Raw genomic sequence first — 21,170 nt, forward strand, 5'->3', positions numbered from 1 at the left:
CGCCCGATCGTTCCGCCGGGCAACATGGGTCATGGTGGTCGATTGTTTGGTTTTTGACAGTGCAGGGCGCCCGTGCCATCGCCAGGGTATGCGGGACGATACCCATGCCTGGTAATTCGGCACATGCGCACGACACGCTGTTTCCCGGTGGCGGGGAGATGGGCGCGCGCCTGCGTGCCCGCGACTGGGCGGGGACGCCGCTCGGGCCGGTCGAGGGCTGGCCGCAATCGCTGACCACGGCGGTGCGGATCATGCTCGGCTCCCGCTTCGCCATGTGGATGGCGTGGGGACCCGAGCTCACCTTCTTCTGCAACGACGCCTACAAGCCCACCCTCGGGGTCAAGGAGGCCTGGGCGCTCGGCGCGCGCTCGGACGTGGTCTGGGCCGAGATCTGGCCCGATATCGGCCCGCGCATCGCCCAGGTGCTGAGCACCGGCCAGGCGACCTGGGACGAGGATCTGCTGCTGTTTCTCGAGCGGCGCGGCTTCACCGAGGAGAGCTACCACACCTTCTCGTACAGCCCGCTGGCCGACGATGCCGGCCGCGTCACCGGCATGCTGTGCGTGGTCTCGGAGGAGACCGAGCGGGTCATCGGCGAGCGGCGCCTGCGCTCCTTGCGCGATCTCGGGGCCGGCATGGCGGGGGCCCGCACGGTGCCGCAGGTCGGCGCCGTCGCCTCCGGCTGCCTGAGGGAAGACGGGACGGGGGAGGGCACCCGCGACCTGCCGGTGGCGCTCGCCTATCTCGCCGGCGAGGGGGCATTGGGGCCGGTCCTGCTCGCCCGGGCCGGGCTCGGGCCGGAGCACCCGGCGGTCGGGCTCGCCGGCGAGGCCGGGGCGGTGGCGCTCGGCCTCCTCGACCGCGCCGACGGCGGGCCGGTGCCGGTGGCCGAGCTCGGCCCGCTCTTCGCCGGCCTGCCGGCGGGTCCCTGGGATCGTCCACCCACCCACGCCCTGGTGCTGCCGATCGCCCGGCAGGGCCAGGCCCGCCCGGCCGGGGTGTTCGTCGCCGGGCTCAATCCCTACCGGCCCTTCGACGAGGCCTATCGCGGCTTCCTCGCGCTGTTCGTCGGGCAGGTCGCCACGGGGCTCGCCACCGCCACCGCCTACGAGGCCGAGCGGCGGCGCGCCGAGGCCTTCGCCGCGCTCGACCGGCAGAAGACCGAGTTCTTCTCCAACGTCAGCCACGAGTTCCGCACGCCCCTGACCCTGATGCTCGGGCCGCTGGGCGAGGTCCTGGACTCCGCGCCCTCGGCGCTCGATCCCGACACTCGCCGGCTGGTGGAGCTTGCCCACCGCAACGGCCAGCGCCTCCTCAGGCTCGTCAACGCGCTCCTCGACTTCTCGCGCATCGAGGCCGGCCGGTCCCAGGCCGCCTTCGAGCCCCTCGACCTTCCCCGCTTCACCGCGGAGCTCGCCTCGAGCTTCCGCTCGGCCACCGACAAGGCCGGCCTCGTCCTCGACGTCGATTGCCCGGGCCTGCCCGGGCCGCCCGCGGCGGAGCCGGCCTTCGTCGACCCGGAGATGTGGGAGACGGTCGTCCTCAACCTCGTCTCCAACGCCTTCAAGTTCACCCTCGCGGGCCGCATCGCCGTGCGGCTGCGGGCGGAGGGGGGCCGGGCCGTGCTGAGCGTGTCGGATACCGGCCTCGGCATCCCGGAGGCCGAGCTGCCGCGGCTGTTCGAGCGCTTTCACCGGGTCGAGGGCGCGCAGGGGCGCAGCTTCGAGGGGTCCGGCATCGGGCTGGCCCTGGTGCAGGAGCTCGTCCGGCTGCACGGCGGCACCGTCGGGGTCGAAAGCCGCCCGGGCGAGGGCAGCATCTTCACGGTGAGCCTGCCGCTCGGCGCCGCCCACCTGCCGGCCGACCGCCTGCGCGCCGCACGGACCGGCCCCTCGACCGCCACGCGCTCGCAGGTCTTCGTCGAGGAGGCGACGCGCTGGCTCGGCGAGGAGGAACCCGGTTCCGGCCCGGAACCCGGCCTCGTCCCGTCCGGCCTCAGGGGTCGGGTGCTGCTCGCCGACGACAACGCCGACATGCGCGCCTACGTCCGGCGCCTGCTGGGCGATGCCGGCCACGTCGTCGAGGCGGTGGGCGACGGCCACGCGGCGCTGTCGGCCGCCCGACGCCTCGCGCCCGACGTCGTCGTCTCCGACGTGATGATGCCGGGCCTCGACGGGTTCGGGCTCCTCGCAGCGCTGCGGGCCGATCCGGCCCTCCGGGCCATCCCGGTGATCCTGCTCTCCGCCCGGGCGGGCGAGGAGGCGCGGATCGAGGGCCTGGGCGCGGGTGCCGACGACTACCTCGTCAAGCCGTTCTCGGCCCGCGAGCTGCTGGCGCGGATCGAGAGCAACCTGCGCCTCGCCCTCGTCCGGCGCGAGGCGGCCGACGCCCTGCGGCGGGTCAACGAGACCCTGGAGGCCCAGGTCGCCGAGCGCACCCGCGAGCGCGACCGGATGTGGCGCCTGTCGAAGGACGTGATGCTTGTCGCGCGCTTCGACGGCACGGTCACGGCCGTCAACCCGGCCTGGCGCACGGTGCTCGGCTGGGCGGCCGAGGCGGTGGTCGGTTGCTCGTTCCTCGACCTCGTCCACCCCGACGACCGCGTCCGCACCGCCGCGGAGGCCCAGCGCCTGGAGGACGGCCAGACGACGCGGCTGTTCGAGAACCGCTACCGCCACGCCGACGGCTCCTACCGCACCCTGTCCTGGACCGCGGTGCCGGGCGAGGACCACCTCCACGCCGTCGGGCGCGACGTCACCGAGCAGCGCGAGCTGGAGGAGGCCTTCCGCCAGGCCCAGAAGATGGAGGCGGTGGGCCAGCTCACCGGGGGCATCGCCCACGACTTCAACAACCTGCTCACCGGCATCGTCGGCTCGCTCGACCTGCTCTCGACCCGGCTGGCGCAGGGGCGCACCGACGTCGCCGAGCGCTACATCACCGCCGCGCTCACCTCGGCCCAGCGCGCCGCGGCGCTGACCCACCGGCTGCTGGCCTTCGCCCGGCGCCAGCCCCTCGACCCGCGCCCGGTCGACGCCAACGCGCTCGTCGCCTCCCTGGAGGACCTGGTCCGCCGGACCTTGGGCGAGACCGTCGCCCTGGAGACCCGCCTCGCCGACGGGCTGTGGCCGACGCTGTGCGATGCCAACCAGCTCGAGAGCGCGATCCTCAACCTCGCGATCAACGCCCGCGACGCGATGCCCGACGGCGGGCGGCTCGCCATCGAGACCCGCAACGTCGAGCTCGACGGCATCTTCGCGGCCGCCCACGCCGACGTGACGCCGGGCCCCTACATCCGCCTCGCCGTCACCGATACCGGCACCGGCATGCCGCCCGAGGTGGCCCGCCGCGCCTTCGATCCGTTCTTCACGACCAAGCCCATCGGCCAGGGCACCGGCTTGGGCCTGTCGATGATCTACGGCTTTGCCCGCCAGTCCGGCGGCCACGCGATCATCGCCTCGGAGGTCGGCCGCGGCACCACCGTGGCGCTCTTTCTGCCCCGTCATGCCGGCCCGCCCGCCGAGGCCGAGGCTCCGTCCCCGGACCCGGCCGCCCGCCCGGTCGCGGGCAGCGGCGAGACCGTGCTGGTGGTGGAGGACGAGCCGGCGGTGCGCAGCCTCATCGTCGACGTGCTGCGCGACCTCGGCTACCGGCCGCTCGAGGCCGGCGACGGCCCGTCCGGCCTCGCCGCCCTGCGGGCGGCGAGCCGCATCGACCTCCTCGTCACCGATGTCGGCCTGCCGGGCCTCAACGGCCGCCAGCTCGCCGACGCCGCCCGCGAGCACCGCCCCGCCCTCAAGGTGCTGTTCATCACCGGCTACGCCGAGAACGCCGCCACGGCCGGGTTCCTGGCGCCCGGCATGCAGATGATCACCAAGCCCTTCCCGATCGACCTCCTGGCCCGGCGCATCCGGGCGATGATCGAGGGGTGATGCGATGTCCGGACGAGGCGTGGCACGTCCCGGCCGCGGGGCGCCAGCCATCTCCCGGGAGCCCGCCCGCCATGCGGCACCCGGGGTGGACCTCGCGGGCGAACCCCTGTAACAGCTCGCTCCTCCACGAAAAGACCGTAGGGATTCCCCGCGCGCCGCGAGCGCCCGCCGCAAGCCGCGGCCGGCCCTCTGTCGAGGCCATGTGCTACCAAGCCATGGGCCTCCGGAGCCGATTCGATCCCCGCGCGTCGCCTCTACCCGGGATCGAATCCACGTGCCGTTTCCTGCTCTGCCCGCCCCCCTCGCCAAGGCCCTCGCCGACCGCGGCTACGAAGACCCGACGCCGGTCCAGGCCGCCGTCCTCGAGCCCGAGACCGAAGGCCGCGACCTCGTCGTCTCGGCCCAGACCGGCTCGGGCAAGACCGTCGCCTACGGCCTGGCGCTCGCCCGGACGCTTCTCGGCGACGCCGAGATGCTGCCCGCGCCCGGCGCGCCGCTCGCGCTCGTGATCGCGCCGACCCGCGAACTGGCGCTCCAGGTCCACCGCGAGCTGTCCTGGCTCTACGGCCCGGCCGGCGCCCGCGTCGTCTCCTGCGTCGGCGGCATGGACCCGCGGCGCGAGAGCCGCTGGCTCGCCGACGGCGTCCACATCGTGGTCGGCACTCCCGGCCGCCTGCGCGACCACCTCGAGCGCCGCAACCTCGACCCGTCGGCCCTGCGCGCCGCGGTGCTCGACGAGGCCGACGAGATGCTCGATCTCGGCTTCCGCGAGGACTTGGAATTCATCCTCGGCGCCACCCCGGCCGAGCGGCGCACGCTGCTGTTCTCCGCCACCCTGCCGAAGGCCATCGTGGCGCTGGCCGAGTCCTACCAGCGCGACGCGATGCGCATCGCGGTCGCCGGCGAGACCAAGGCGCATGCCGACATCGAGTACCGCGCCTTCCGCATCCTGCCGCGGGAGACCGAGCTCGTCGTCGTCAACACCCTGCGCCAGATCGAGGCGCGCACCTCGATCGTGTTCTGCAACACCCGCAACTCGGTGCGCCACCTCCAGGCGGTGCTGACCGAGCGCGGCTTCCAGGCCGTGGCGCTCTCGGGCGAGCTCGGCCAGGGCGAGCGCAACGCCGCGCTCCAGGCCCTGCGCGACGGCCGCGCCCGGGTCTGCGTCGCGACCGACGTCGCCGCCCGCGGCATCGACCTGCCGGGCCTCGGCCTCGTCATCCACGCCGAGCTGCCCAACGACGCCGAGGTGATGCAGCACCGCTCCGGCCGTACCGGCCGGGCCGGGCGCAAGGGCATCAGCGTGCTGCTCGTGCCGCCGTCCCGCCGCCGCCGGGCCGAGGAGCTGATGGTGCGGGCCAACGTGGTCCCGGTCTGGTCCGGCCCGCCGCCGGCCGACGAGATCCGCGCCCTCGACCACGACCGCCTGCTCCAGGACCCGCTGGTCACCGACGAGGTCAGCGACGAGGACCGGGCGATGGCCCAGTCCCTGCTCGCGCAGCGCTCGGCCGAGGACATCGCCGCCGCCCTGGTGCGGGCCTACCGCGCCCGCATGCCCTCCCCGGAGGAGGTCACCGATCCGGGCTTCACGACCGGCCGCGGCCTGGCGCCCAAGCGCGAGACGACCCCGCGGGACGGGCCGCGGGCCCCATTCGGCTCGAGCGTGTGGTTCCGCCTCAACGTCGGCCGGCGCGACAACGCCGACCCGCGCCGCCTGCTGCCGATGCTGTGCCGGCGCGGCGACGTGACCCGCGAGGAGATCGGCGCGATCCGCATCTTCGACCGCGAGACCAAGTTCGAGGTCCGCGGCGGCGCCGCCGAGCGCTTCGCCCACGCCTTTCCGCGCACCGGACCGGCCGACCTCCAGGTCGAGGCCCTGGCCGGCGGGGAGGCCGACGTGCCGCCGCGCCCGCGCGCGCCCCGGCGCAACACCGCCCGGCGCGGCTGACGCCCATTCCCGGATCTGCCGTCAGCCGGTAACAGGGGCCTCGTCAGACACGAGGCCCCGATGACCGACACCGTCGAGATCCGCCACCGCGACACCGAAGCCCGCATCGCGCTCGGCGGCGCCGAGCCGGTCTCCTGGCGGGTCGCCGGCACCGAGTACCTCTGGGAGGGCGACCCGGCGCATTGGAACCGCCACGCCCCCTGGCTCTTCCCGGTCGTCGGCGCTTCCGCGGGCGGCGCCGTGACGGTCGCGGGCCGCGCCTACCCGATGGCCCAGCACGGTTTTGCCCGCGACAGCCGCTTCGCCGTGGTGGCGCAGGCCGAGGACCGCGTGACGCTGCGCCTGACCGACACGCCCGAGACCCGCGCCGCCTACCCGTTCGCCTTCCGCCTCGACATCACCGCCACGGTGAGCGACGGGGCGCTGGCCTTCGCCTGCGAGGTCCACAATCCGGGGTCGGAGCCGCTGCCCTACGGCCTCGGCTTCCACCCGGCCTTCCCGTGGCCCTTCGCGGGCGGCGAGCGGTCGGCCGCAGGCGGCTACGCGGTGCGCTTCGACGAGCCCGAGCGGCCGGCGGTACCGGAGGTCGGCCCCGGCGGCCTCCTGGTGCGCACCGAGCGGGCGCTGCCGCTCGACGGCGACACCCTGCCCCTCGACCCCGAGCTCTTCACCGAGGCGCTGGTGTTCCTGAACGCCCGCAGCCGGGCGATGCGCTTCACCGCCCCGTCGGGCGCGACAATCGCCCTCGAGGCCGAGGATTTTCCCCACCTCGCGGTCTGGACGAAGCCGACGGCGCCGTTCCTGTCGCTCGAATGCTGGACCGGCCACGCCGACTGGATGGGGTTTTCCGGCGAGCTCGCGGCGCGCGACTCGCAGCGCCTGCTGGCGCCCGGCGCCCACGCCCGGCACGGCGTGACCCTGCGCTTCGCCCCGGCCTGACCGCTCCGCTCCCGTCAACCCGCCGTCAACCGGGATCGGGCCTACTCGGCGGCCCGATCCCGCGACCGGAGCCCGGACCGCCATGCCAGCACCCACCTCCGAGCCCGCCGACCTGCTCCTGCCCGGCGCACCCGACGTGCGGGCCGCGGCGATGACCTGGCTCGACGGGCTCGCTTCGGAGCGGCGCCTGTCGCCCAATACCGTCGAGGCCTACCGGCGCGACCTCCGCCAGTTCCTCGCCCATCTCGCCCGCCAGGGCGCCAATCCCGACATCCCGGCCCTGATCGGCTTGAAGCCCCGGGACGTGCGCGCCTTCATGGCGGCGCGGCGCCAGGAGGGGGTCGGCGGCCGCAGCCTGATGCGGGCGCTCGCTGGCCTGCGCTCCTTTGCCCGCCATCTCGATCGGGAGGGGCACGGCAGCGTCGCGGCTTTGGCCGCCGTGCGCTCGCCCAAGGTCGAGCGGCGCCTGCCCCGCCCGCTGCCCGTCGCCGCCGCGATCGCGATGGCGAGCCCCGACATCCGCGCCGGCGACGAGCGCCCGGCCTGGGTGCTGGCCCGGGACGCCGCGGTGCTGGCGCTCCTCTACGGCTCGGGCCTGCGCATCTCGGAGGCGCTGGGCCTGGCGCGCCGCGACGCCCCGGTGGCGGGCACGGATGCCGTGACGGTGGTCGGCAAGGGCCAGAAGACCCGCAGCGTGCCGGTGATCGCCCAGGTCCAGGCCGCGGTGGAGGAGTACCTGCGCCTGTGCCCCTATGCCCTGCCAGGGGAGGGCCCGCTCTTCGTCGGCGCCAAGGGCGGTCCGCTCTCGCCGCGCATCGTGCAGCTCGCCGTCGCCTCGATGCGGGGCGCCCTCGGCCTGCCCGACACCGCGACCCCGCACGCGCTGCGCCACTCCTTCGCCTCGCATCTGCTCGCCCGCCAGGGCGACCTGCGGGCGATCCAGGAGCTGCTCGGCCACGCCTCCCTGGCGACGACGCAGGTCTATACCAAGGTCGATGCCGCGCGCCTGCTCGAAGCCTTCGACGCCGCCCACCCCCGGGCCCGCGCCTCGTGAGGCCACGTCGCGGGGCACGGGATGCCCGCCGTCTCGTAATCTGGCGCTAAGCTTTGAGCCTTACGAGTATAACCTCCGGGTAGCCGGGGCCCCGGTGCAACCCTCGGCCCGGGCGATCCCGACGGTCGTCATCCACGCGGACGAAGCACGATGCCGGTGAGCCACAGTGATGCCCGCGCCAGCGGACCGGCCTCGGCCCTCGTCGCCGACCGCGACCCCGCTTTGCGCGGCAGGCTGGCGGAGCTGATCCGGGCGCACGATCCCTCGCTGGTCATCATCGAGGCGGAGACGAGCCGGGACACCTGCGAACTCTGCCTGCTCCACCGCCCGGTTCTCGCCTTCGTCGGCCTGCAATTCGAGGATGCGACCGGCCCGGAGGCCGTCGCCCGGTTCAAGGCGCAGGGCTACGTCGTGCCGTGCCTGATCCTGGTCGCCTCGCAGATCTTCCCGCGCTGGACCGAGGTCGCCCAGCACCTCGACGCGCACGAGTTCCTGCGCCTGCCCCTCGACGAGGGGCACGTCGCCGGCCTGCTCCAGGCCCATGCCCGGCGCCGTCAGCCGACCCGGCTGCTGCTCGTCGACAGCGCTCCGCAGAGCCGGGCCCTGGTGCGACGCATCCTGGCGACCTCCGGGTTCCGCCTCGCGGTCGACGAGATCGAGAGCGCCCCGCATGCCCTGAAGCTCGCCCGGCAGGCGGCCTGCGACGTCGCGCTGATCGACCTCGGCCTGCGCGGCGGCGGCGGCGGGCTCGAGCTTGCCTGCCAGATCCGCGAGGTGGCGCCCGAGACGCCGCTGGTGCTGATGACCGGGGGCGACGCCGCCACCATGGCGCATGCCTCGCGCCATTTCGGCATCGACTACGTGCTAAGGAAGCCGTTCTTCGCCCGCGACGTCGACCGGGTGCTCTACCACGTGCTCGACCTGCGCCGGCCCTACCTGCTCAACGCCATCACCGAAGCCTTGCCGGCACAGGCCTCCTCCCGCACGGCCTGAACCGTCGGGACGACGGCCTCGGCCATCGGGTCGCCCGTCACTCCGCCGGCACCTCGCGGGTGCGGCCGAGGGCGACGTGGGGCACCAGGAGGGCGGTGGCGAAGGCGAGCGCGGAGATCAGCAGCACCGCCCAGAAGGTCTGGTGCAGGGCGTGCTGCAGCACCAACCGGACGCTCTCGGCATCGCCCGGCAGGCCGCCCGCCGCCAGCGCCTGCTGCAGGCTGTCGGCGGTGACCGTGCTGCCCGCCGCCGACAGGCCGTGGTTGAGCACCGCGCCGAACACCGTGGCGCCGAGCGTGCTGCCGAGGTTGCGCGAGAAGATGTTCGAGGCGGTGGCGCTGCCGCGCTGGGTCCAGGGCACGATCTCCTGGATCAGCATCAGGGCGGCGTTGCTGAGGAGCCCCATGCCGAAGCCCATCACCAGCGAGCCGAGGCCGGCCCGCACCGGCGAGCTGCCGGGCTCGAGGGTGACGAAGGCGACGGCGCCGAGGGGCAGCAGCAGGCTGCCGCAGACCAGGATGCGGCGAAGGCCGAAGCGGTGCAGGTTGCGCGCCGCCAGCGTCGCGCCCATCGGCCAGCCGAGCACCATCACGGTGAGCGCCATGCCGGCGACGATCGGGGTCTGGCCGAGCACGCCCTGGACGTACATCGGCAGGAAGGTGGTGAGCCCGATCAGAGCCATGCCGGCGAGCAGCGAGGCGGCGTTGGCCGCCGCGATCGGCCGGCGCCGCCAGAGCGAGGCGTCGATGACCGGCTCCGGCGCCCGGCGCTCCTGGACGGCGAGCAGCACCGCCGCCACGAGGCCGACCCCCGCGGCCAGGCCGACGACCGGCCAGCGGCCCTCGCCGGCCTCGGTCAGCCCGACCATCAGGGCCGCGACCGTGAGCGTGAACAGCGCGGCACCCGCCGCGTCGACCGGCCGGCGCTCGCGCCGCTCGCCCTCGTGCAGGAAGGCCAGGAACAGGCCGCTCGCCACCACGCCGACCGGCAGGTTGATCCAGAAGATCCACGACCACGAGGCGTGCGCGACGATGAAGCCGCCGGCCAGCGGCCCGACCACCGCCGAGATCGCCCAGACGCTGGCGAGGAAGCCCTGGATCCGCCCGCGCTCCTGGGCCGTGTAGAGGTCGCCCACGATGGTGAGCGAGACCGGCTGGATCGCGCCCGCGCCGATGCCCTGGATCAGCCGGAAGGCGATCATCGCCGGCATCGACCAGGCGAGGCCGCACAGGAAGGACGCCGCGAGGAAGACCGCGATGCCGATGAGCAGCACCGGCTTCCTGCCGTGGATGTCGGCGAGCTTGCCGAACACGATGGTGGCGGCGGTCTGGGTCAGGAGAAAGCCGGAGAAGACCCAGGCGTAGATCGACAGCCCGCCGAGCTCGCCGACGATGCCCGGCATCGCCGTCGAGACGATCGTGGCCTCGATCGCCACCATCGCCATCGCGGCCATCACGGCGGCGATCACGAGGGGACGGCGCGTCGTCCGGGGGGTCGTCATGGGGCTCTTCTCGACGGGGCGGCTTTGGGCGTGGCGTCGCCGGCAGGGGAGGGGCCCTCGCGGGAGGAACCGCCCCGGCGACGTCCCGCGTCGCAGCTAAACCGATCGGCCCGGAAAGCAACCGGCGCCGCGCGCAGGCCAGACCCGCGCAGTGCCGGCCCGGCCGCGCCTCACTCGGCGTAAGTCACCGGCAGTGCCGTCGTGTACTTGATCCGCTCCATCGCGAAGGCGGAACTGACGTCGTACAGGTCGACCGACTGGATCAACCGCTTGTAGACCCGGTCGTAGGCCGCGATGTCGGGTACGACGATGCGCAGGAGGTAATCGGTCTCGCCGCTCATGCGGTAGAACTCGACCACCTCCGGGATGCTCATCACCGCGGCGCAGAAGCGCTCGGCCCAGTCGGCGGTGTGGCGGTTGGTGCGCACCGAGACGAACACCGTGACGCCGACCCGCATCCGGTCGGGGTCGAGGAGCGCCACCCGGCGCTGGATCACCCCTTGCGTCTCGAGCTTCTGGATCCGCCGCCAGCACGGCGAGGCGGAGAGGCCGACCCGGGCGGCGATCGCCTCGAGCGAATCGGCCGCGTTCTCCTGGAGGCACAACAGGATTTTTCGGTCGAACTCGTCCACGCGAAAATTTTCCAATCTTTCGCGCTCACGCGCAACCTGTTTGCGCCAGCCTACGAAGAAGGGGTAAAATTCGCAATCCGGCTTCGCGGCCCCCGTGCGATCCTCAAGCTGCCTTTCGAAACACCGAACCGAGCCCAACGAGGAGCCCGATGTCGAAGCTGTCCTTCTCCGAGCACCCCGCCGCCGTCGGCGAGACCTATCTCGAGCATATGGGCGTCGCGACCGGTTTCGGCTTCAGCATGATCGTCGGCGGCCTCGCCTGCCTGGTGCACGGGATCCTGCCCTTCGCCTTCACCAGCACCGGTTCGCGCACCATCGTGCGGCTGCACGACCGCATGGTGGCGAACCGCACCCGCGCCGCCCAGCACCGGTCCGACGCCGCCTCGGCGATCTCGGCCTGAGGCCGCCGTCACGGCTTGACGTTTCCGGGGTATTTCCAGACCCTGGCTCCCTGAACGGTTCCGGCGGGCGCCCGACTTGCGGCGCCCGGACACGGGCCGAGAACCAGGGAGCATTCGCCCATGCCGTTCCTCAGGCGCGCCGTCGGCGCGCTGGCCGTCGCGCTCGGCCTCGCCGCCCCCGCCGCGAAGGCCGAGACCGGAGAGGTCCGCTTCACCCGCCAGCCCGGCCTGATCTACATGCCGATGGTGCTGGCCGAGCAGCAGCGCCTGGTCGAGAAGCACGTCGCGGCCGCCGGCCTCGGCGACGTGAAGGTGAGCTGGGTCACGCTGACGAGCGGCGGCGCCTCGGTCGATGCGCTGATTTCCGGCAACGTCGATTTCGTCACCAGCGGCGCCACCAACCTGCTGCTCGCCTGGGACCGCACCCGCGGCGAGGTGAAGGGGCTCGCCGCCTCGGCCGGCGCGCCGATGCTGCTCGTGACCCGCAACCCGGCGGTGAAGACGCTGGCCGACTTCTCGGCCAAGGACCGGATCGCGGTGCCGACCGTGAAGGTCTCGGCCCAGGCCGTGATGCTGCAGATCGCCGCCGAGCGCCAGTTCGGCGAGGCCGGCCGCAACAAGCTCGACGCGATCACGATCCAGCTCGGCCATCCCGACGCGGTCGGCGCCCTACTGGGCGGCACCAGCGAGGTCAACAGCCACTTCTCGCTGCCGCCCTACCAGCAGATCGAGCTGAAGGACCCGAAGATCCACGTCGTGCTCAACTCCTACGACGTGGTCGGGGGCCCCTTGAGCAACGCCATCGTGTTCGGCCGCGGCAAGTTCATGGAGCAGAACCCGAAGACCACCGCCGCGGTGCTCGCCGCGATCGACGAGGCCAACGCGCTGATCCGCGACGATCCGAAGAAGGCTGCCACGCTCTACCTTGCCGCCACCAAGGAGAAGTTCGAGCCCGACGAGCTCGTCGCGATGATGAAGCAGCCCGGCGTCGTCTTCTCGACCACGCCCTACGGCACGATGCTGCAGGCCGATCACCTCTCGAAGGCCGGGGTGCTGAAGAACCGGCCGAAGGAGTGGAAGGAGTTCTTCTACAAGGCGGTGCACGGCCAGCCGGGCACCTGAGAGAGGGGCGGCGCCCGATCGCGGTTGCGACCGGGCGCTGCACCGGATCCTGGGTTCGGCCGCGCCCCTTTCCGACGAACCGGCTCCCGTATCGTCGAAAACATGCTCGGGCCGTCAGCGCGGCAGGATGTCGAGCCCGCCGCGGCCGAGGGTCGTCGCGCCGAGGTCGCATTCGGCCACGCTGTTGACCGGATACGCGACGGCACCGGAGGCCGAGGCGCCGCCGGTGCCGTAGCCGTAGGCGGTGCGGTCCCAGCCGCTCGCGGCCCGCACCGGGCGGGCGCCCGGGCGCGGGTAGGGGCCGACGACGTCGTGGTCGAACGGGGTCCAGAGCCGGCAATCGTAGCCGGGGAGGCCCGGGACGAGCGGGCCGACGGGGGCGCGGTACCGTGGAGCGGCGAGCGCCAGGCTCGGCAGCAGGGCCGCGACGATGACGATGCTTCGGATCATGCCCCGGTTCCTCCACCGTCCCGGCCGTCGGTCTTCGAGGTCCGAGATAGGCCGATCCGGGTGGCGTGCCAGCGGATCGTGGCGGTGCCGGACGACGCGCGCATGTCCGGCCCGACGATGCTCGCGGTCACCACGTCGTTCCGGGGCCGCGGATGCCGCAGGATCGTCTGATCGGTGTTCCGGTTCGCAGCCCGAGAACGAGCCGCAATGCGTCCGCCGATGCGGGCGACGAGATGCCGGCGCGTCCCGATGCCGGCTTTCCGTCCCCTGCCTGGCTCGCCTCTGCGAAAAGAATCAGTCGCGGCAGGTGATCCGGATCGGGCGGTCGGAGGGCTTCACCGCGGGGGCGGCCTCGATCGCGCCGGTATAGTCGTCCTGGGCGGCGATGCCGTAGGAGGCCGACTTGGCGTAGCCCTGCGACTCGCACCAGGCATCCGCCACCACCTGGCCGCACTCGCCGCCGGTGGTCAGGCACTCGGCGACGCCGTAGCCGTCGCTCGAGGGGATCAGGAAGGTCTTCTCCACGCCGGGCGTCTGCGATGCGGCGTGCGCCGGGAGGGCGGCGGCCAGGACACCGAGGGCGCTGAGGACGGCGAGGGTGCGACGCATGGGGCAAACCTTCTGAACGGAGCCGTCGGCATCCGGCTCCGGCCCGACACTGGGCGGGGGTGGTAAACAATCTCTCTACGCATCGTGCGAGCGGGACGATTACGCAGGGTCCGGACGGGGCTTGGCCCCGGCGGCGTCTGCCTTCTCGAATTGCTCACGGAATTGGGCTAACCCGGATCGGCGCTCCCGGGCGTCTCACCCGTGCAACAGGCGGCCGCCGCGGTCGCCGGGGCGCGGCGGTCCCGGGGGTGGTCCGGCCGGGCCCGAAGCCCGGCCCGGCAACGACTTAGAACCTTGGCCGGCGCGTCCCGCGGCGCCCCGGCCCGCTCTCCTCCCGCAGGTGTTTCATGGCCTCGCTGTTGCGCCTCTACAACACGCTCTCCCGGGCCAAGGAGCCGCTCCGGCCGATCGATTCGGGCCGGGTGCGGATGTATGCCTGCGGCCCGACCGTCTACGACGCGGCCCATATCGGCAACGCCCGGCCGCTGATCGTCTTCGACCTGCTCTTCCGGCTGCTGCGCCACCTCTACGGGGCCGACACGGTGACCTATGCCCGCAACGTCACGGACGTGGACGACAAGATCAACGCCCGGGCGGCGGAGCGCGGCATCACCATCCGCGAGCTGACCGACGGGACGCTGGCGCAGTTCCACGACGACATCCGCCGCCTCGGCATCCTGCTGCCCGACGACGTGAACGTGCCGGGCCGTCCGCCCGCGATGATCGAGCCGCGGGCGACCGACCACATCGTCGAGATGACGGCGCTGATCGACCGGCTGGTGGCCGCCGGCCACGCCTACGTGGCCGAGGACCACGTGCTGTTCGACGTGCCCTCGATGCCCGATTACGGCGCCCTGTCGCGCCGTCCCCTCGACGAGATGGAGGCCGGCGCCCGGGTCGACGTGGCGCCCTACAAGCGCTCGCCCCTCGACTTCGTGCTGTGGAAGCCCTCGAAGCCCGGCGAGCCGTCCTGGCCCTCGCCCGGCGGAATCGGCGTCGCGGGCCGCCCGGGCTGGCACATCGAGTGCTCGGCGATGGCCTGGAAGCATCTCGGCGAGACCTTCGACATCCATGCCGGCGGCATCGACCTGGTGTTCCCCCACCACGAGAACGAGGTGGCGCAGACCCGCTGCTGCTTCGGCACGCCGGTGATGGCCAACCTCTGGCTCCACAACGGCTTCCTGCAGGTCGAGGGGGAGAAGATGTCGAAGTCGCTCGGCAACTTCGTGACGCTGCGCGAGGTGCTGGCGGACTGGCCCGGCGAGGTCGTGCGCCTCGCCATGCTGCGCACCCATTACCGCCAGCCGATCGACTGGACCCTGCGCGGCCTCGAAGAAGCGAGCCGCACCCTCGACCGCTGGTACGAGGCCGCCGGCGACGCTGAGCCCGGTCCCGCCCCCGACAGCGTGCTCGAGCCGCTGCTCGACGACCTCAACACCCCGGCCGCACTCGGCGAGGTCCACCGCCTCGCCGACCCGGCCTCGCTCAAGGCCGGCGCCGGCCTGCTCGGGCTCCTCGGGCAGACCAAGTCCGCCCGCGCCCAGGCGGCGGTGGCGGCCTCCGGCGTCGACGCGGCCGAGGTGGAACGGCTCATCGCCGAGCGCAAGGACGCCCGAACCCGCAAGGACTGGGCGGAATCCGACCGAATCCGCGGGGCGCTGACGGCGCTCGGCGTCACGGTGAAGGACAACAAGGACGGGACGACGAGCTGGACGGTGAACCCGTAGACCGAGACCGGCTCGGCCGGCCTCCGGCCGGCCCTTGCCCATCAGGCGTGCGGGGTGGCGTCTCCCGGTGCATCGGCTGCGACCGCCGACGGCCAGACCACGGCCTGCGCCACGATCACGTCCGTGCCGTTGAAGGTGCAGGCGGGCGAGCCGTGGAGCCGGTAGCCGAGCGCCAGCGCCTCCGAGATCCGGCGGCAGAAGTTGGCGTCGTCCTTACCCGTGACCAGGCGGTAGGGCAGCATGTCGTTGGGGGGCTTCGAGTCCAAGGTTTGCTCCTCGTGAACCGCGATCCGGCGGAACATTTCTCGCCCTATCGCGGCTCATCCGGCAACGCCATCATCAGGCTCCCCCGGTCCGCCCGGTCGATCGCCCGCCCAATGCAGTAGATCCGACGCCGCGGGTGTAGCGATCCGGCGCAGAAAAGCGGGAGGGCGATGCCCGGTCTCGTTCGATCCGGCCTTCCGATCTCGAGGAGCGGATGGCCGAGCCCTGCACCGAAAGGCTGTGCGGCCTCCCGCGCTAACGGCGCACGTTCGGCCAGATGGCCAGCACGGTCGGGAGCGCGGCGATTCGACTTAGCTCGTTCCCCGTCGCATCCAGGATGAACGACCGGGACGAGGCCAGGAACTTGCCCGGCTGCCTGCCGAGCGCGTCGGTCAGGGCCCGGCGGATCTCCGCAACCTTCGCCTCCATGGTTGAACTTGAGGTGGCGGATGGCAGAATGCTGAAACGGGCCTGCTGCGTGCCGATGCGGTTGCCGCCCGAAACCGCAATCTGAGGTACAGGCAGATCGACTTCGACGATGACTGTCGTCGGTTCTACGTCGGAATGCAGGACGTGGTCGCGCAACTCGTCCGAGCGGATCTTGCCAAGACTGATCGGCGTTGCCCCGGATTTCATCTGCATGTGCGATCTCCGTCGAGAACAAATTCGCGCGTCACACGGTTTTGCCCCCGTTCGATGAACAAATCTTGAATCACGGTCCGGTTCCGCCCGTCAATAGCCAAGGTCTTTCGCAAATCCGATCGCCCGCAAGACATCGAGCCGGCCGAATCCGAACCGATGATCCTGTCCTGCCTCGCCGAGTTCTTCGGCTGAACCTGTCAGAAGGTCCTGGATGACGAAGGCGCGCTCGTGTGGTTTGACGACGTCCTTGATATCGGTCGCGCTCAGGAGAAGTGCAACGGCGCCCGCGACGTGCGGGGCCGCCATCGACGTGCCATTGAGATGGCGCCAGTCTCCGTTGGGGGCGGCCGACAGGACGGCGACGCCGGGCGCCGAGATATCGGGCTTCGAATAGACGAGCGGCAGGCTGCCCCCCGGGAAGAACGGAGACTTGCGGATGACCTGGGTGCGTCCGCCGCTGAAGCCGGCGGCCCAGCTCCGGTAGTCGGTCGCGCCGACCGCGAAGGCGAACAGGTCGTTTCCGGGCGAGCCGCTGGTCTGGCTGCCCTCGTTGCCGATGGCCGTGACCACCGGAATGCCGACCCGCAACGCGTTCAGGATCGCGCTCGTATACGTGCTCGGTACGTCGGGCCCCCAGATCAGGCCGCCGAGCGACATGTTGATCACGTCGACGCCCTGCTCGATCGCCCAGTCGATTCCGGCCAGCACCTGGGCGTCCGTCCCGCCCTTCGCGCCGCTGATGACGAGGGCCGCGGCGATCTCGGCTTCCGGCGCCACGCCGATCCACCGGCCGCCGGCATTGCCGCCGACGATCGTGCCGGCGCAGTGCGTTCCATGGCCGTCGGGGTCGTGGGGGGTCGTCGATTTGAGAACCCGCTCGCCCTTCGCGTCGAACTCGGCCCAGGCGGCGATCTTGCCGACCAGATCCGGATGGGTGGCATCGACGCCCGTATCCAGGAGGCCGACCTTGATGCCCCGGCCGCGGCACCCGAACGCCCCCCAGACCGCGAGGGCGCCGATCATGCGGATGCCCCAGGCACTGACCTTGTTGTCCTCCACCGATTGCGGCAACTGCTTGGGCGTCACCATCGGCGGTACGAGCAGCTTGCGGTTGAGGTACACGCCTTCGATGCCGTCGGCGGCGTCGGTGTCGATCAGCTTCGGCAGTTCCTTGTCCTTCATGCGGACCAGGAAGCTGCCGGACGTCCAGAATGCCCTGGGCTGCGGATCCGCCGGCCTGCGCCGACGGCCGGCCTCGGTGGCCAGGCTGTCCTGAATGACCGCAGACTGCATCAGCGGACGCATGGCGTTGAGGGTGTGTTCCCGCATGTTGCGCAAGGCTTGCGGGCGCTCGGTGCGGCGGGCCACCTGCGCCGCGAGGCTCTGGTCCTCCAGTTGAGAGCGCTTCAGCACGGCAAGAGCCCGCCGCCCTTTCGGGATGTCCCGTTTCGACGCCTCCTCCAGCAACTCCCGGCGGATCGGCAGCACATCCCGGGGCGAGGTCGACAGGCTGCGCCGTTGGAGCGCCCGCGCGACCGTGGTCACGAGTTGCTGGTCATGGCTGTCGGGCAGGCCCGCCTTGATGATGACCTCGTGGACGTCCTCGTCACTGCTGCGTCGGATGAGTTCGATTTGCTCCCTGACGTAGGCGCGACGATCGGAATCTCTTATCAATAGTTTTCTCCCTCGCACAAACGGCACATAATTGCCGATTTCGCCGAATTTTTATGATTGTATTTTCGGGAGACGTCGAGTCAATAATCAAATAACACGGAAAACTGTTTTCCGTATGAACGTATTGTCAGCCTAACTTCTGAGCGATCATTAAAGGCGTATTTATATATAGCAAATTTCAAGCTATATATTTCATCGAACAGCCGTTATCGAAAGTCGATCGATCTATTTTGACTAGAGTCTGCGACCGCACACGGCATGACCGTCGATGCCGATAGATAATCCACGGTTGGAGTAGCCTCGGCGGATGGATGTCCCATTCATCCCCGGCGGTCGATCCGCCACCGTCGGTCGCCGCCGAAAGCCCCGGGGAGGCGACCCCCGGGCTCCCGCTCGGGAAGGAGTTCCGTGCCGGTATCCGGCGCGCAGCGTGCAGGACGTCGAACGCCGGGCCATCGGCGGGCCGCAGCTCCGGCCGCGACAGCAGCCGGGATCTCGTCTCAGAGCCTGTTTGACTTGCGACGACACGATCGCGAGGGGATTTTCCATCCTACCCTCCACCTCATCCTGAGGTGCTGGCGATCACAGATCGCGGGCGGTCGAAGATCGCTGAGCCTCGAAGGAGGGATCCAGTGATCTCGGAGGATTCCGGAGCCCTCCTTCGAGGTCGGTCGATCAGAGATCGCGTGCGATCTCCGATCGCCAACACCTCAGGATGAGGTTGCTGGTGGAATAGATTATATCGATCGGTCAAACAGTCTCTCAGAACTTCTCCTCGATCAGCGCCTCGGCTTCCGGACGCGGCTCGGCCCGGCCGACCGCGGCGATCAGCATCGGCACCACCTGCTCGGGCGCCTCGGCGACGAGGTAGCTGAGGTCGAGGCCCTCGCGGATGAAGCCGGTGCGGCGCATGTGGTCGAGGAGGCCGAGGAAGGGGGCCCAGAAATCGACCACCGAGAGCAGCAGGATCGGCTTGGCGTGCTGGCCGAGCTGCGACCAGGTCATCTGCTCGACCAGCTCCTCCAGGGTGCCGATGCCGCCCGGCATCGCCACGAAGGCGTCCGAGCGGTCGAACATCAGCTTCTTGCGGGTGTGCATGTCGGGGACGACGATCGTCTCCTGCACGTCGTCGAGCATGCGCTCGCGCGACTTGAGGAAGTCCGGGATGATGCCGGTGACGTGGCCGCCATGGTCGAGCACGGCGCGGGCCACCGTGCCCATCAGCCCGACATTGCCGCCGCCATAGACCAGCGCGATGCCGGCCTCCGCCAGGTGGCGCCCCAGCGCCCGCGCCGCCGCCTCGAAGACCGGATCGGTGCCGAATCCCGAGCCGCAATACACGCAAACCGTCCGCATCGAGTCTCCGCACCGTTCGCGGCCGCTCTCCGGCCGTCCCTACGCCGCCGCGTCCCACGCAAGTTTCCGGCCGGGCCGGCCCGCCGCGTGGTCTCGCCCGGTCACTGATGTTACTATGGGGTCGATGGCGCCGGCGTGTCGACCGGACGGCGAAAGGTCGCGCCGGGGCTTCGGTGCCCCGGAGTGCCCATCGGCGGAGAGGCTGCGTGACCGGGAGTAGCGTACGATGACCAGCGGGAGGCCGACGACCGAGCTGCGCCGCGGCCTCGTCCTCGGGGCCGTCGGCCTCGTGGCGGGGTTCGTGCTGATCGGCGTCGCGGCGAGCGGCACGCGCCTGTTCTCGCTGCTCTCGCCCGATGCGCCGCCCCCGGCCTCGACGCCCGCGCCGGTCGCGGCGCTGCCGGCACCCGCCATGCCCGCATCACCCGCTCCCGCAGCGCCGGAGGGCACCCCGGCCTTCGACGTCCTCCGGGTCGAGCCCGACGGGTCGAACGTCGTCGCCGGACGCACCCGGCCCGGGGCCGAGGTCGCGCTGATGCGCGACGGCCGGCCCTTCGCCAGCGCCACGGCCGACGCAGCCGGCAACTTCGCCCTGGTGCCGCCGGCCCTGCCGCCCGGAACCAGCGAGATCACGCTCCAGAGCACCGCGCCGGACGGCACGCGGCTGACCGGCCGCGACAGCGCGGTGGTGGTGGTGGCGCCCGACCGGCGCGCCAAGCCCCTGGTCGCCGTGACGGCACCCGATCGGCCGACCGCAGTCCTGTCGCTGCCCGAGGCTGCGCCCGGACCGTCCGGGGCCAAGGGCGCCCAGGAGACCAAGAGCGCCCAGGAGACCAAGAGCGCCCAGAAGACCAACAGCGCCCAGGAGACCAAGGTCGACGAAGAGACCAATGTCGCTCGAGAGGCCAAATCATCGGCCAATCCCTCGCCCGAGGCGAAGGCCTCCCCGAAGGTCGAGGCCAAGAGCGGCGGCCCGATCGGCAAGGGCGCGCCCGAGCGTCCGGGCAAGGAGGAGGCCCGGCCCGAGTCGGTGAAGGTCGTCGGCGTCGATGCCGAGGCGGGCGGCCGGCTCTACGTCACCGCGCGGGGCGCCCCGAAGGCGGCCCTGCGGCTCTACCTCAACGACACGCTGGTGGCTCCCGGCCAGGCCGGGCCGGACGGCCGCATCGCCTTCACGATCGGCAGCGGGGTCAAGCCCGGCGACTACCGGGTGCGGGTCGACCAGGTCGATCCCGCCTCCGGCAAGGTCGAGACCCGGGCCGAGACCGCCTTCGCGATGCCCCTGGCCCTGGGCGAGCCGGCGCAAGCCGCCCCGATCAAACCCGCCCCGGTCAAGCCTGCTCCGGTGCAAGCCGGTCCGGCTCCGGCCGGTCCCGCCCGGTCCGATGCCGCACATCTCGCGCCGTCGCCGCCGCCCGTTCCGGCCCCGCCGGCCGGTCGTCCGGCATCACCCGAGGCGCCCGTGGTCGCGGCGGCGCCACCCGCGCCACCCGCGCCACCCGCGCCCCCGGCCGCCCCGGGCGCGGAGGCCGGCCTCGCGCCCGCCGATCCCGGCGCGGTGTTCGTGCCCGGCATCAGCACCGCCAGGATCGTGCGCGGCGACAACCTGTGGAGCATCAGCCGCCGGACCTACGGCCGCGGCCTGCGCTACACGGTGATCTTCGACGCCAACCAGGACCAGATCCGCGACCCGAACCGGATCTATCCCGGCCAGGTCTTCGTGCTGCCCGGAGAGACGCCCCGGCCGCAGGGCCAGCGCGAGGGCAAGGGCGACGGCAAGGGTCAGCCGTCGGCGGCGCAGGGGCGAGGCTGAGTTTCCCGCTCCGACGGATCGGCATCGGCGAAGCCGTGCCGGGCGTCGTCGTGCTGCGACGTGCGGCCGGGCGCCGGCGCGCCGAACGGCGCCGCCGCCGCAGGTCCGGGCCGCGT

17 protein-coding genes are annotated in these 21,170 nt (G+C 72.0%); 9 read left to right on the forward strand and 8 right to left on the reverse strand.

Annotated elements, in window-relative coordinates; genetic code table 11:
- Nucleotides 1-104 precede the first annotated feature (104 nt).
- The 5 genes from V3T34_RS14735 to V3T34_RS14755 all read left to right on the forward strand — a co-directional run bounded on the left by V3T34_RS14735 (nucleotide 105) and on the right by V3T34_RS14755 (nucleotide 8,863).
- Nucleotides 105-3,929: an ATP-binding response regulator gene (locus V3T34_RS14735; RefSeq protein ID WP_305077673.1), complete on the forward strand. Its 3,825-nt coding sequence runs from the start codon at nucleotides 105-107 to the stop codon at nucleotides 3,927-3,929.
- Between the two features lie 274 nt (nucleotides 3,930-4,203).
- On the forward strand, nucleotides 4,204-5,877 hold the full coding sequence (locus V3T34_RS14740) for a DEAD/DEAH box helicase (RefSeq protein WP_060846831.1): 1,674 nt from the start codon (nucleotides 4,204-4,206) through the stop codon (nucleotides 5,875-5,877).
- A gap of 60 nt (nucleotides 5,878-5,937) precedes the next feature.
- Nucleotides 5,938-6,816: an aldose 1-epimerase family protein gene (locus tag V3T34_RS14745; RefSeq protein ID WP_305077675.1), complete on the forward strand. Its 879-nt coding sequence runs from the start codon at nucleotides 5,938-5,940 to the stop codon at nucleotides 6,814-6,816.
- An 82-nt stretch (nucleotides 6,817-6,898) separates the two neighbouring features.
- Entirely contained in the window at nucleotides 6,899-7,870 is a 972-nt protein-coding gene (locus V3T34_RS14750) for a tyrosine recombinase XerC (RefSeq protein WP_060846829.1), read from the forward strand.
- 156 nt (nucleotides 7,871-8,026) lie between these two features.
- Entirely contained in the window at nucleotides 8,027-8,863 is an 837-nt protein-coding gene (locus tag V3T34_RS14755) for a response regulator (RefSeq protein WP_167543910.1), read from the forward strand.
- Between the two features lie 37 nt (nucleotides 8,864-8,900).
- On the opposite strand, the gene V3T34_RS14760 is transcribed toward V3T34_RS14755, so the two are convergent.
- Together V3T34_RS14760 and V3T34_RS14765 are read right to left on the reverse strand one after the other, a co-directional pair.
- Nucleotides 8,901-10,364 (reverse strand): MDR family MFS transporter, encoded by a 1,464-nt coding sequence (locus tag V3T34_RS14760; protein ID WP_091881332.1) that lies wholly within the window; start codon nucleotides 10,362-10,364, stop codon nucleotides 8,901-8,903.
- Nucleotides 10,365-10,534: 170 nt separating this feature from the next.
- Nucleotides 10,535-10,996, reverse strand: a complete 462-nt coding sequence (locus V3T34_RS14765; protein WP_305077676.1) for an Lrp/AsnC family transcriptional regulator — start codon at nucleotides 10,994-10,996, stop codon at nucleotides 10,535-10,537.
- Between the two features lie 149 nt (nucleotides 10,997-11,145).
- On the opposite strand from V3T34_RS14765, the gene V3T34_RS14770 reads away from it, so the two are divergent.
- Together V3T34_RS14770 and V3T34_RS14775 are read left to right on the forward strand one after the other, a co-directional pair.
- On the forward strand, nucleotides 11,146-11,397 hold the full coding sequence (locus V3T34_RS14770) for a DUF6356 family protein (protein WP_091881329.1): 252 nt from the start codon (nucleotides 11,146-11,148) through the stop codon (nucleotides 11,395-11,397).
- A 120-nt stretch (nucleotides 11,398-11,517) separates the two neighbouring features.
- Nucleotides 11,518-12,519: an ABC transporter substrate-binding protein gene (locus V3T34_RS14775; protein ID WP_091881326.1), complete on the forward strand. Its 1,002-nt coding sequence runs from the start codon at nucleotides 11,518-11,520 to the stop codon at nucleotides 12,517-12,519.
- Between the two features lie 114 nt (nucleotides 12,520-12,633).
- On the opposite strand, the gene V3T34_RS14780 is transcribed toward V3T34_RS14775, so the two are convergent.
- Nucleotides 12,634-12,969: a hypothetical protein gene (locus V3T34_RS14780; RefSeq protein WP_305077677.1), complete on the reverse strand. Its 336-nt coding sequence runs from the start codon at nucleotides 12,967-12,969 to the stop codon at nucleotides 12,634-12,636.
- Nucleotides 12,970-13,263: 294 nt separating this feature from the next.
- Nucleotides 13,264-13,578, reverse strand: coding sequence for a hypothetical protein (locus V3T34_RS14785; protein WP_060846822.1), 315 nt, complete (start codon nucleotides 13,576-13,578; stop codon nucleotides 13,264-13,266).
- 347 nt (nucleotides 13,579-13,925) lie between these two features.
- Between V3T34_RS14785 and cysS the strand changes: the two genes are divergently transcribed.
- The gene (gene cysS / locus V3T34_RS14790; protein WP_305077678.1) at nucleotides 13,926-15,305 is read left to right on the forward strand and encodes a cysteine--tRNA ligase; all 1,380 of its coding nucleotides are present in this window, start codon (nucleotides 13,926-13,928) and stop codon (nucleotides 15,303-15,305) included.
- 41 nt (nucleotides 15,306-15,346) lie between these two features.
- Here cysS and V3T34_RS14795 read toward each other — a convergent pair whose 3' ends face one another.
- The 4 genes from V3T34_RS14795 to V3T34_RS14810 all read right to left on the reverse strand — a co-directional run bounded on the left by V3T34_RS14795 (nucleotide 15,347) and on the right by V3T34_RS14810 (nucleotide 19,241).
- A complete protein-coding gene (locus tag V3T34_RS14795) occupies nucleotides 15,347-15,571 on the reverse strand; it encodes a DUF1737 domain-containing protein (protein WP_091882066.1) in 225 nt (74 codons plus the stop codon).
- A 253-nt stretch (nucleotides 15,572-15,824) separates the two neighbouring features.
- Entirely contained in the window at nucleotides 15,825-16,211 is a 387-nt protein-coding gene (locus V3T34_RS14800) for a hypothetical protein (protein ID WP_060846819.1), read from the reverse strand.
- Between the two features lie 90 nt (nucleotides 16,212-16,301).
- On the reverse strand, nucleotides 16,302-17,885 hold the full coding sequence (locus tag V3T34_RS14805) for a S8 family serine peptidase (protein WP_145984619.1): 1,584 nt from the start codon (nucleotides 17,883-17,885) through the stop codon (nucleotides 16,302-16,304).
- Nucleotides 17,886-18,647: 762 nt separating this feature from the next.
- Nucleotides 18,648-19,241, reverse strand: a complete 594-nt coding sequence (locus V3T34_RS14810; RefSeq protein WP_305077680.1) for an LOG family protein — start codon at nucleotides 19,239-19,241, stop codon at nucleotides 18,648-18,650.
- 226 nt (nucleotides 19,242-19,467) lie between these two features.
- Here V3T34_RS14810 and V3T34_RS14815 point away from each other — a divergent pair, with 226 nt between their 5' ends.
- Nucleotides 19,468-21,054 carry a LysM peptidoglycan-binding domain-containing protein gene (locus V3T34_RS14815; protein ID WP_331369200.1) on the forward strand — a complete coding sequence of 529 codons (1,587 nt, stop codon included), beginning with the start codon at nucleotides 19,468-19,470 and terminating at the stop codon, nucleotides 21,052-21,054.
- Nucleotides 21,055-21,170 lie beyond the last annotated feature (116 nt).

The sequence above is a fragment of the Methylobacterium ajmalii genome (assembly GCF_036448855.1).
Lineage (GTDB): Bacteria > Pseudomonadota > Alphaproteobacteria > Rhizobiales > Beijerinckiaceae > Methylobacterium > Methylobacterium ajmalii.